Consider the following 13,352-nt stretch of genomic DNA (forward strand, 5'->3'; position numbering starts at 1 on the left):
ATTGACTATTACTTCATTCTATTGCTACCATGTTTAATATATATCAATCAATCTTACAATCTATCGTATAGTTCTTCATATCTCTTAGCAGAGTTATCCCAAGAAAAATCCGCAGCCATACCACGATCTATTATCTTGTTCCATTCTCTCTTCTTATTATAGAATATATGTTTTGCATAACGTAGAGTCGAAAGCATTTCATGGGCATTGTAATTACTAAATGAAAAACCTGTCCCTATACTCTCAAACTCATTATAAGGTTCAACTGTGTCTCTTAAACCTCCTGTTTCTCTTACAATCGGAACTGTTCCATAACGCAAGCTCATAAGTTGACTTAAACCACAAGGCTCAAATAAAGAAGGCATCAAGAAAGCATCACAAGCAGCATAAATCTTATGTGCTCGATCGTTTGAATAAAAGATATTAGCAGATACCCTATTATTATACTTCCAAGCATAATGTCTAAACAAATTCTCGTATTTTTCTTCCCCAGTTCCTAATACGACAAGTTGCGTATCTTCATTACATATCTCTTCAATTACATACTCAATTAAATCTAAACCTTTTTGGTCAGTTAAACGTGATACAATACCAATCATGAATTTCTTTTCATCCTGTTCAAGACCCAATTCTTCTTGTAACCCTCGTTTATTCTTGACCTTTTCTTTTCTAAAATTCTTACTATTATAGGTCTTGAATATATATGGATCAGTTTCTGGATTATACTCATTATAATCGATGCCATTCACAATACCCTCTAATTCATTGGATCTGGCTCTCATCAAACCATCAAGGCCTTCCCCGTAGAACGGCATCTTAATTTCTTGTGCATATGAACTACTAACTGTTGTAACATAATCCGCATATACTATGCCGCCTTTTAAATAGTTCGCATCCCCATATGCTTCTAGTTTATCAGGCGCAAAATAATAAGAGGATAATCCTGATATATCTTTAACTGTCTTCATATCCCAAACACCTTGGAATTTCAAATTATGTATAGTCATTATAGATTTAATTCCCTGGAAGAATGAATTCTGCGAAAACGTATCTTTCAGATATACCGGTAACAATCCAGTCTGCCAATCATGACAATGAATGATATCCGGACGAAAATCAATAAGTGGCAGTGCAGACAATGCTGCCTTTGAGAAAAACGCAAATTTCTCTATATCTTCATAAATATTACCATAAGGTGTAGAACCAACAAAATAGAATTCATTATCTATAAAATAGAAAGTTACCCCGTCTAATTCCATCTCTAACACTCCCACATACTGGGAACGCCAAGCAAGATTTAAATAAAAATGCGTTTTATATTTCATCTGTTGCTTGTATGTATCAGGAATTGCACAATACTTAGGAACCATTACTCTCACATCAAATTCTTCTTTATTAAAGTACTTTGGTAATGATCCAACTACGTCCGCAAGACCACCAGTCTTAATAAACGGAACACATTCTGATGCTACAAATAATATTCTTTTCATACTAATTCCTCCTGCTAATTCTATTATGTCAACCTATCCGTAACTTTCAAATTCTATCCTCCCAATTACATATGATAGCTTTAAAAGTCGCTATATATAATCATGTCAAATCACCTTAACAAGTTATAATAAACTATTATACAATATTTGGCTGATCTTTAAAAGAAAATATTAGTAATAATTGAATAATAAATGTTATAAATCTGACATTTTATAGGCTTCCATAGTTAAGCTGTTAAACTCTAAATTTGTATTCCAAACGAATTTTATCTGCAATTAGAGCAACAAATTCCGAATTAGTAGGTTTGCCTTTTCCATTACTTACCGTATAACCAAATAAATCATCTATCGTATCCATCTTGCCTCTGCTCCATGCCACTTCAATTGCATGACGAATTGCTCTTTCAACACGGCTTGGTGTTGTTTTATGTTGTTTTGCAATGGAAGGATACAAAAGCTTTGTGATTGAATTCAACATTTCACTATCATTAACCGACATCATAATTGCATCTCTAAGATATTGATACCCTTTAATATGAGCAGGAACTCCTATCTCATGAATGATGTTTGTAACATCAGTCTCAAGATTTCTCTCCATGTAATTTGATTTGTTTTCAAAGGTACTTACTCTGTGATTATCAACAAGTCTCGACTCACCTTTAATCTGTTTGATTCTTGATAATATAATATTATTATCAAATGGTTTCATAATATAATAGCTAGCTCCCAAATCAAATGCATTCTCTGTAACTCCTTCTTGTCCAATAGCTGTAACCACGATAAATGCTGGTGTTTTCTTAAATTCCGAATTATGCTTAACCTTTTCAAGAACTCCCAATCCATCAAGTTTTGGCATAATTAAATCAAGTAAAACAACATCAGGATTCTTTTCTTTTATAATAGTTAAAGCATCAATCCCATTATCCGCTTTCCCTACTACTTCCACATCATCATCCTCTTTTAAAATAGTCTCAAGAAGATTCACAATTCTTTCATTGTCGTCAACAATAGCTACCGTAATCTTTCCCATAAAAGTCCTCCCAATTTCTAATTGATTCCTCACAAAGGTTATTATTAAAGCTAAATAAACAACCTCTACTATACCATAAAAAGTAGTTACAATAGGTAGTATATCTCATTTTCTCTTACTTAGTCAACATATATTTCCACTGATTGTAATATTTTGTTACATTATCAATATTTTAGTAATATCAATAAGAATTATAGTATTTTTACAAGTATTGTTAGAAATCAATTGCAATCATTATTTTTAACCACATCAAAATTATATCCATTATTTTACATTATTTCAAACATTTCTTATCGACAACAATCGACCCAATTGTTTTTCAACATATTTATTTACATCAAGTATTCTAACAAAAGCAAAGATGCAAATAATAGATATCTGCATCTTTGTTAATTGAAACACTATACATCTATAAAAAAGTGAGATAATAGTCGATTATTGATTTACTTTTTTTTCCTTTTATTGGTGATGGTTTTTATTTAATTCTCATAATTTTTATTAAGGACAAATTCTTTCAAAAAAGAAATCCGTCTTTATTACTATTCTTATAACTATTTAGTATTGATTATCATATTTTCAATAAAGGTGCCGTAACCTTTTGTTGAATCTTGAATAAATACATGTGTAACTGCCCCTATTAATTTATTATCTTGTATTATAGGGCTTCCGCTCATCCCTTGTATAATGCCATTCGTTACTTTTAATAATCTCTCATCAGTAATTTGAATAACCATACCTTTATTCTCAGCGGATGGATTTAGATTGATTTTTTCTATCTCTATCTCGTAATCTCTTAATTCTTTCTCTACCATGCAACGGATATAAGCTTTACCTAATTTAATATCTTGTTTTAATCCGATTTCCATCACATCATCTTGTTTTATCTTATTGCTATTTTCCTTTAGAGTTCCATATATACCTTGTGTTGTATTTGAGTTTATTGTTCCTATCTTATTTTTTTCACTTTGATTAATAACACCAAGAATTTCTCCTGGTTCTCCTGATTTACCTTTGACGATATCTATGATTTGTGTTGTGTATACGGATCCTTGATTGATTTCTAAAACTGTTCCAGTATCCATATCAGTAATAGGATGTCCAAGTGCTCCGAATTTTTTATCCGTAGTTGTAAACGTTAATGTTCCAATACCTTGTGTGTCTTCACGAATCCAAACACCTATCTTATAATCTCCATCAGCACTCTTAACTGGTGTAACTTTAAGTTTTATTATTTCTTTATTTCTTCGAACCGAAAATTCCATACTTTCGCCATTTGACTTATTAATATAATTCATTACATCGTCAATCGTAGCTACAGTCACATCATCAATAGCAACAATATAATCACCACTTTTAAGTATATTTAATGCAGGTTCATAATTCATTCCATCACTACCTGTAACATCGCCAGTGCCTAGTACAAGAACACCATCCGTCTTAACATAGATTCCTATCGGCATACCCGATGGAATAACCTCAACACTCTCAATAACATCTATGTTAATCTTTTTTAATGTAAATTTACCAAATAACTTTAAATCTACCGAATATGCACCTACTTTAGAAGACTGAATAGAAAACGGTTTGTTCAAATTGATATGAATCTTATTATTCAAATTCTGTTTATTATCAACATTGAATACATCAACTTGTTCCGTTTCTATATCACCTTCAACAGGGAGATCAAAGTCAAATGTTTCTTCCGTCCCCACAAGTACACGTATGTTACTAGGTATATTTGATGCCATTTTTTTTATTCCCATGTCTAAAATAACCATCAAATCTAAAAAAACTAGTATTATCAATAGACTCCTGTAAATCTGTTTTCTACTAGACATGAAATCACACCTCACACTCCTGTTGTCATTTTTTACTTATAACCTTTGTTTGATTAGTATATGTGATTTCTTAATAAAAACCCTAGTATTTTTTTGTGTTACTTGCCAATTCTTTCATTTCTCTTGCATTCTGAATTACTGTTTCTGTTAGTTCTGCTCCACTTAACATTCTAGCAAGTTCTTGGATAGATTCGGACTCGTCTAAGTGACGAATCTTAGTAGTTGTACTGTTTTCACTTGCTTTCTTTTCAATAATGTAATGTTCATCTGCCATAGCAGCAATTTGAGGCAAGTGCGTAATGCAAAGGACTTGATGATTTTGAGAAATTACAGCTAATTTTTCTGATACTTTTTGTGCGGTTCTTCCACTAACACCAACATCAATTTCATCAAAAATTAATGTTTCAATAGAATCATTATTAGCTAAAATTGATTTAATTGCTAACATAATTCTAGATAATTCACCGCCAGAAGCAATCTTACCAAGTGGCTTCATATCTTCTCCAGGATTAGTGGAAATCAAAAACTCAGCATCGTCTATTCCATTATAAGTAAAATCAGAAAATGTTGCAAAATTCATATCAAACCGCACATCAAGGAAATTCAGATCAATAAGTGCTTCCTTAATATCTAATGATAATTTACTTGCATTTCGTTTTCTTATTTCTGATAATCTATAAGATAAATCTTCTAAATTAGTTCGTTCAATTTCCACTTTCTTTCTTAGTTGATTAATATAATTATCATAATCCAAATATTTTTCTAAACGAGTTTTACTTTCTTCACAATACCTTAATATATCTGATATAGTATTCCCATATTTTGATTTTAAATTATGAATTAAATCAAGTCTTTCCCCAGTTATATTCAATTCTTCACGATCAACATTTATCTGCTCAAGATAATCTTTAATATTCCTATTAAAATCATGTATCATATCCTCAAGGTCTGACATGAAATTTGTAAATTGGGTAACTTCTTTATCATAGCTTTCCATTTTTGATAATATCTTTGATGCTTGCCCAATTGATTCAGAAACTGAACCCGAATCCTCATTCCCAGTAAGCTGATATACACTTGATAAACCTTCAACTATAGAATTCGCATTCGATAATTTCTTAAATTGTGCGGTTAGTTCTTCATCTTCTCCTTCCTTTAATCTGGCGGATTCGATTTCATTAATTTCATATTCTAAAAAAGAGATTTCTCTTATTCTCTTGTCTTCATCTACAGATGCGTCATTCAACTCATTCAATGCATTACGATAAATCTGAAATGAGTGTGCAACCTTCTCTTTTAAATCTTTAATTTCTTCTTTCGCATATCGGTCGAGTATATTAAGATGTGTTCTCTTATGTATTAAGGATTGATGTTCATGTTGGCCATGAATATCAATTAATAATGCTGCTATATCCTTTAATAATGAAGTTGGAACAATCTCGCCATTCACTTTACTAACACTTCTACCATTCATTATTTTCCGTGATATAATAACTTGATTATCCTGCAATGGTACATCAAGTTCTTTTAATGCTTCTATGCAATTAATGTCTTCAACTTGAAAAACCAATTCTACCAAAGCGTAATCAGCACCTTTTCTTATAATATCTTTTGGTACCTTAGCTCCTAGTGCAATGTTAATTGATCCTATTATAATGGATTTTCCGGCTCCTGTTTCTCCTGATAGAATATTCAGATTATCCGAAAAATAAACTTCTACCTCATCAATAATAGCTAAATTCTTTACATGAAGATTTAATAACACTATGGCTCCTCCTCTCTACTTTCGTTCCTTTATTTTTTATTATTTTAATCTTATATTTCGCTTTACCAGACCAAACATTTGTTCTTTTTTCATTTTAGCATATGCTTTCTACAAATGCAAGTTAGATTTTAAAACTCAAAAAGAGAAGTTTCAACTTAGTTGAAAACTTCTCTTTTCATAATTCTTACGCAATCATTTATCTCATTCTTATTCATTACTTCCTTAATCGTTACTTCTTCCAAATAGACGAAGTAAATATAAGAAGATGTTAACTAAATCAAGGTATAACATTAACGCTCCAAACATAGCTAAAACAGTTGTAGAATTATTCGTGTTCTGCTTAGCTAATGCTTTGATTTTCTGAACATCGTATGCTGTTAATCCAATAAATACTGCTAAACCAACTGCTGCAAGTGCTAAACTCAATCCACTGCTCTTAGCGAATATATTAATTATTGATAATAAAATCACACCAGTTAAGGCCATAATACCAACGCTACCAAGAGCACTCAAATCACGTTTAGTAACTAAACCATAGATAGCTAAAACCCCAAATACAGTAGCCGCTAAAACAAACATTGTTACAATTGATCCTAGATCATATACTAAGAATATTATTGATAGCGTCATACCATTAACGATTGAATATGCCAATAACATAACCGCAGACATAGCAACATTGTTTTTCTTCATGGCAACTTGAGCTAAGATAACGGTTACAACCTCTGCAATAATCATACCATACCAAGATAAATTGGACTCTAACAAATTATATATTAAATTGGAGTGTGCTGTGGCATAGGCCGATACTGCTGTAACTAACAAAACTGCAAACATGAAGGCAAATGTCTTAGCCATTACATTTTGAACCTTTGTATCTAGATTTTGATTGGAATATGGTGCTGCATATCCACCATACGATGCATTTGCATTATAGTTACTATATTGATTATTATACTGATTATTGTATTGCTCATTGTACTGATTGCTATATTGATTACTGTATTCATTATTACCGTTGTTTGCATTAGATGAACCATTTAAATTATAGTTTGAACCATCCATAGAAAAATTTCCTTTCGATGCCTCGTTCTTAGGCTCCCTTGCTCCATCTGCACTTCCTGATGTGTAAAAATTAAATACATAATCATTATTCTCTCTTGAATTCGAATTTTGATTACTATCCATAATAAAATGCTCCTTTCTTATGTCTGGAGACTTTGTGCATAGCACAATTTCCGGTTGAAAAACTAGTTTATCAACCTATACCCTCCAATTAATTTTACTTTATAATCTCCCACCATAATTACCAACAATTATGACATTATTATAATATCATATAGGCCCGTGATAGTCAAATTAACACGGGCCTATTTACTATAAATATACTAATTTATTTTCTTAACGGTAACTCTACAATAAAACTTCGTACCTCTATATGTTGCAACAATTGTAGCTTTACCTGGCTTTCTAGCAATTACATTGCCTCGATTATCTACGGTTGCTACACTCATATTCGTTGATTCCCATGTTACGCCAGTAGAAACACTTTCAAGGTATAACTGATGTTGAGAATATTGCTCTATTGTAAGCGCAGTTCTACTAATACCAAGAACGGTTACTGTAGCTGTATCCATCTTACCACTAGTTGTGTAAGCAGTAATGGTACATGTACCCGGGTGTTTACCAGTTACTTTACCTGTTGATTTATTAACCGTTGCTACATAATCATTATCCGACTCCCAAGTTACACTATCTGTACTTGTAGGAGGAGTAACGGACTTAGGCATTACCTTAGATTGGTTAACCGCTAATACAACATCATCAGTAATGATTGTAATATTCGATGCACTAACTGCTGCCTTTACTTCAACACGGCAAACAGCTTTTTTATTACTACTATCCTTTGCTTTTGCAGTTATATATACAATTCCTGGCTGCAATGCGTATACCGTACCCTTTGAATCTACTGTAGCTATGGATTTATCACTAGAAGACCATGTTACCGACTTATAAGTTGCACTTTTTGGAGAAATAGTAGCTTTTAATGTAGCTTTTCTTCCGGCAACTACCGTCATAGAATAACGGTTTAATTTCACACTTGTTACCAAACGTACTACCTGTATCTTACATGTAGCTTTAACTTTGCTTCCATCTGTCGCTGTCGCTGTAATCGTTGTTGTTCCATACTTTTTAGCAGTAACTTTACCTGATGAATTAACTGATGCTACAGAAGGATTACTTGAAGTCCATTTGATTTTCTTATTAGAAGCTGTTGTTGTAACCGTTGCTTTTAATTGAACAGACTTCTTATACCCAAGTTTATAGCTTGAATAATTTAATTTAATTTTTGTAACATTCTGCTTAACCGTAACTACACAGAATGCCTTATAACCATTTTCTTTGGTAGTAACTGTAATAATTGCTGTACCTGTTTTCTTACCTGTTACTTTACCCTTTGAAGAAACCGTAGCAACACTTTCATTGGACGATTCAAAAGTTACATTAGGGTTTGTAGCACCGTTTGGTGTTACCGTTGCCTTTAATGTGAATGATTTATCTTTGTAAATCGTCTTCTTATCGTAATTAAGTTGTAATCCCGATACTTCTTCCTCTACTACTACATTACAGTATGCAATTTCACCATTAATTAGCTTAGCCATGATAATTGTAGAGCCCTGTGCTACACCTTTAACCACACCTTTATCTGTTACTGTAGCAACAGCTGTGTTTGTAGAGGTCCAAGTAATATTAACCTCTGTAGAGGAAGCCGGATTCAAGGTATATGGAATCTTATATTCCTCACCTACGTGCACTACAACATCTCTTAACCCAATAGAAATTCCCTTTGCTTGTTCTTTAACATATATAGTACAAGTACCCATGAAATTTCCTTCTACCGTTCTTGCAATTATCGTTGTTTCACCAACTGCTACTGGTGTAATTAAACCAGTTGATGCATTAACAGTAGCAACTGAAGGTTTTGTTGATGACCAAGTAACCTTCTTATTTCCTGCTGTTGTAGGTAATACCGTATAACCAATGGTCGTGGTCTCACCCATATAAACTATCTTTTCTGAAGATGCTAATTTTAATCCTGTTACCGATTCTGTAACCTTAACACGACAGTATTTTGTTGTTGCATTTGTTCCTGGTGCAGAGGCTGCAATGATTGTTTCACCAGCAGATAATAATTTTAACTTACCACCCTCTACAGTTGCAACTTTCTCATTACTTGATGACCAAACAATGTCTTTTGTACTTGCTGTTGAAGGTTGTACCGTTGCTGTTATCGTATAAGACCCTTGTGACAACGGAACTTCTACGCTTGTATCGGATAATGTAATGCTTTCAATTAATTCTGTGACAGTAACCTTACAAGTACCGAGTACAATATTATTCGTACTAACAGCCATTATTAATGTTTCACCAGCTTTTTTACCTGTAACGTTAGCAATTCTTGTACTTCCTGCTTCCGCTTTAACAGTTGCAATATTCTCATCAAGAGAAATCCATCTTAAATCTACACTTGTAACACCAGATGGCTCAAAAACTGCTTTCACAGTCTTAACATCATCAACGAATAAGGATAGCTCTGATGGAGTAATTGTAATCTTACTTGCTGAAGAGTATACGTAAATCTTACAGATTGCTCTCTTTACAACACCATCAACTACTGCAGATGCAATAATCTCAGCTTCCCCATCTTTAACACCCGTTAAATACCCATCTGCATCTACTGTAACAACTGATTTGTTAGAAGATGTCCATGTAACATCTGCGATATTATTGTTTGTAACTTTTAATTGTAGCACTTTAGAGCCTACCGGAATATTTGCTTCTGTAACATTTAACTTAAGTCCATCTGCAATTTCAACCTTTAATGTGTATTTGGAACCCGCTGCTTCTTTATATAAATCTGCATAGTCTGCTTTTAGGGTCATTGTGATTTCAGCAGTCCCTTCTTTAAGCGCAGATAATTCACCATTTGAATATGAAAGATACATTTTATATGCTTCAGGTACATCAATATTAAAATGATTTAATGCTTGAATATTAGAATTATCTAATAAACTATATATATCATTAACATTCATACGAATGGTACCAGATCCAGTATCCGCTATATTATTAAAATGAATTGGAATATCAAAGTACATATGATATGGATATCCATCATTATATAGATAATTTTCATTAATAATCTCTTTCTTACCAGTACCACCATCACCGATATATGTATTCATATAATATCGACCAGCTTTTGAGGAAGCGTTGACACTAACTTTACTCGAAACTGTATCCGCTGTTAATTTTACTTTGTCAGTTGTCTTCATAGTCGCAAGTGCTGCAGTATCAATAACCTCATCACCTTTGCGTTGATATATCATGTAATAAAGTTCAGATGCCACCGTAGAGTTAACATAAAACTGATCCCCGGTCGGTTGATATGGTTTGAAAACCTGTGCTTTATTGTAGTCTGTTACAATTTCTGTTGTATCAGACATAGAAATAGAACTATAACCATGAGGCATTACCAATACATCTATTGTATCACTGATAATCCTACCTGAATTAGCCTTCGTTACAGCCTTACCTGTTATAGTACAATATCCCGCACCTACAGCCGTTACGTTACCTACATTATCCACTTTTGCTACACGGCTATTGGAAGTTGTCCATGTCATTGCATAATTGACATTCGTATAAGCAAAACTTAAGTTACCATTCGTTGGTTTTGTAGGATACGAAGTGGCATACTTCATTCCTGCCTTTGTATCCAATACCAATACCCTGTTTTTACCGTCCTTCTTAATTGGGAACGCCGCATTATCCGAGGAGTCAATTGTAAACCCTACATAGATTTCACAGGCTAATGTGCTTGTTGTACCATTATTATCATATTGGAGTGTAACTGTAGCTTGACCAGGTCGCTTTGGCGAAATCTTGATTTGTTTCCCCTTAATATTACCATCACCAATTGCACCTGTTTGCTCTTGAATATCAACAATCTCTTTATTTTGCGGCGTTACAGTCCACGTAAAATCAACACCAACTGTCGTATTGTCAGAAGAAGATATTCTTAGGTCAACTTCACCTTCATTCAGTACCAATTCCGTAACAGGTGTAGTAGATGAACCGGAGTACAAATTATAAGAAGATGCAGCCTTAACTACATTGATTGTTATTCCTTTATCACCAAAAAATGACGTTACAAATGCCAATACCAATGTCAGTGCTAATACCTTTCTTAAGATTTTATTCATTTTCATGTTTAAATTCCTCCTCTGTCATACTTAATACTAAAACGCTATTATTCTATTCAGAAACATCCATGCTTCCAAAACGATTCGAATAACAGGTAAAGCCTTTGCTTTAAAACAAATCCTAAATCAAGAGTTGTATTATCAAAGGACATATATATAGTTATCTATTTTATCGACCAACCTAATAAAAAACATTAGCCTTTAGCTTATATATTAAGAATATATTTTGACAAAATCATGTCATTTATCAGTAATTATGTTTAATTATGGCAGTACATAGGTCCTAGTTAAAGTATGTACCATATCAACATAGACTTGTTTACACGCTTCTTCTTGTCCATGATTAATATATTCTAAACATGGTTCTAAATACTCTTGCCATAAGGACTCATAAATCCCATCTCGTTCTTCTAATACATTAATTGAATTCACAATGGAAGGTGCAATATCATAATATTGTTCAACCAATCTTTTTCCTTCTCCTGTTTCCATGAGGTAGTTATCACGGAACGCACGAAATGCTTCTAGTTCAAAACAATCATCTGGCTTACCTAGTGAATCACATACCGCAGTCGTTATGAAACATAATTTTCTTCTCTTGAATCCATCTCTTATCTCTATATAATCCGCCTTACTAAACTTTTGTAAAGAATAGCGTTTCCCCCATTCGTTCGTTATGGCATCTGCAACGACTTCTGCTACCTCTAATTTTGTTTTTCGTATCATTGGAACCGTGAATAATGCTAGGATAAATCGATTTTCATCAACCTTCTTTGTATTCGTTATCTTACCATTTTCGGATCGCTTGATCTTACAAGCCTCTTCCATGTCATCTAGAATACGATTTACCCAAAGATCAACTAACTGTTGCTCTGTTTCTACTGCATATTCCTGTCTTAATAGCTGATTACGATCAATATACGGTAATCTACCACATACTTTATCTAAAGTTTGAATAATTGGCAAACACGACTCAAGATATCTAGTAAAAGCATCTTCGTACAAATTTGCCTTAAATGATTTCATTAAATCTAGATGTTCAAGTAATATACTTGCACCTTGATTCATCGCAGTATCACATAATTTCTCGTATTCATTACAATTTTCTGCTACCTTCTCTGTACTTCCAACGTCAATTTTCTTACCACAATACATGCAGACACAAGTATTTAAATCCTCTGGTACCTTTAAAAGTCCCTTACAGAAAGGACAATTCATCTCCTTAAAATTCATCTTATCTTCCTCTCTTTGTTAAGTCTTAGCTACCACAGACCTTAGTAACATCAACCACCTAAAGTAACATCCTGTTTTTGATACCATTTGATAGCCTCTTCAAAATGTTCATTCTTATAATCTGGCCACAAATCATTAACAACATAAAAATCAGCATATACCGACTGAACAGGAAGAAATCCCGATAACCGACACATGCCACCCCAACGTATGATCATATCTATTCTCGATATTGCCTTAGAACAAAAACCATTACGCAAGTCCCAATCCCAACCATAATTCACCAAGAAGTTTACCTTCATCTTAGAACTATCTTCTTCTATATTTCTCTTTGTATAAGGCAATAATTCCTCCGGAAAGAATTTGGAATCAGTATTTCCTACTACCAATAATGACACAGCCTCATTCTCAATTAATTTAACCGCATCCGTGCATGCTTGCTGGAACGCTTTAATTTGCTCTTTAGGACGCCTACAGTTATCCACGGTAAAGCCATAATACGTTACCTCTTCCACCCCATAACGCATTGCTTCTTTCAAAACTTCTAAGCCAGGATTCAAACCATGTTGATATCCATCTGACTTATCCATACTTTTATCTTTGGCCCATCTTCGATTACCATCTGGTATTATCCCAATATGTCTAGGAATTCGCATATAATACTCTCCTTAATTATATATAATATACTTCAAAATAACTACCTATATTTTAGTATTCCTTATTTTCAAG

8 protein-coding genes are annotated in these 13,352 nt (G+C 33.2%); all 8 read right to left on the minus strand.

Going from position 1 to position 13,352, the window contains the following annotated elements; translation table 11 throughout:
* Positions 1 to 53: 53 nt before the first annotated feature.
* The 8 genes from glgA to BUB90_RS17535 all read right to left on the minus strand — a co-directional run bounded on the left by glgA (position 54) and on the right by BUB90_RS17535 (position 13,279).
* Positions 54 to 1,490 (minus strand): glycogen synthase GlgA, encoded by a 1,437-nt coding sequence (gene glgA / locus BUB90_RS17500; RefSeq protein ID WP_073289742.1) that lies wholly within the window; start codon positions 1,488 to 1,490, stop codon positions 54 to 56.
* Positions 1,491 to 1,725: 235 nt separating this feature from the next.
* A complete protein-coding gene (gene spo0A / locus BUB90_RS17505) occupies positions 1,726 to 2,520 on the minus strand; it encodes a sporulation transcription factor Spo0A (RefSeq protein ID WP_073289743.1) in 795 nt (264 codons plus the stop codon).
* A 551-nt stretch (positions 2,521 to 3,071) separates the two neighbouring features.
* Positions 3,072 to 4,358: a SpoIVB peptidase gene (spoIVB, locus tag BUB90_RS17510; protein WP_073289744.1), complete on the minus strand. Its 1,287-nt coding sequence runs from the start codon at positions 4,356 to 4,358 to the stop codon at positions 3,072 to 3,074.
* Positions 4,359 to 4,440: 82 nt separating this feature from the next.
* Positions 4,441 to 6,123, minus strand: a complete 1,683-nt coding sequence (recN, locus tag BUB90_RS17515; RefSeq protein WP_073289745.1) for a DNA repair protein RecN — start codon at positions 6,121 to 6,123, stop codon at positions 4,441 to 4,443.
* Between the two features lie 222 nt (positions 6,124 to 6,345).
* A complete protein-coding gene (locus BUB90_RS17520) occupies positions 6,346 to 7,311 on the minus strand; it encodes a Bax inhibitor-1/YccA family protein (protein WP_084139352.1) in 966 nt (321 codons plus the stop codon).
* Between the two features lie 200 nt (positions 7,312 to 7,511).
* Positions 7,512 to 11,396, minus strand: coding sequence for an Ig-like domain-containing protein (locus BUB90_RS17525; protein ID WP_073289746.1), 3,885 nt, complete (start codon positions 11,394 to 11,396; stop codon positions 7,512 to 7,514).
* A gap of 258 nt (positions 11,397 to 11,654) precedes the next feature.
* Entirely contained in the window at positions 11,655 to 12,623 is a 969-nt protein-coding gene (locus tag BUB90_RS17530) for a CFI-box-CTERM domain-containing protein (RefSeq protein ID WP_073289747.1), read from the minus strand.
* A gap of 50 nt (positions 12,624 to 12,673) precedes the next feature.
* Positions 12,674 to 13,279 (minus strand): undecaprenyl diphosphate synthase family protein, encoded by a 606-nt coding sequence (locus tag BUB90_RS17535; RefSeq protein WP_073289748.1) that lies wholly within the window; start codon positions 13,277 to 13,279, stop codon positions 12,674 to 12,676.
* Positions 13,280 to 13,352 lie beyond the last annotated feature (73 nt).

Origin of the sequence: Anaerosporobacter mobilis DSM 15930 (genome assembly GCF_900142955.1) — a bacterium.
Lineage (GTDB): Bacteria > Bacillota > Clostridia > Lachnospirales > Lachnospiraceae > Anaerosporobacter > Anaerosporobacter mobilis.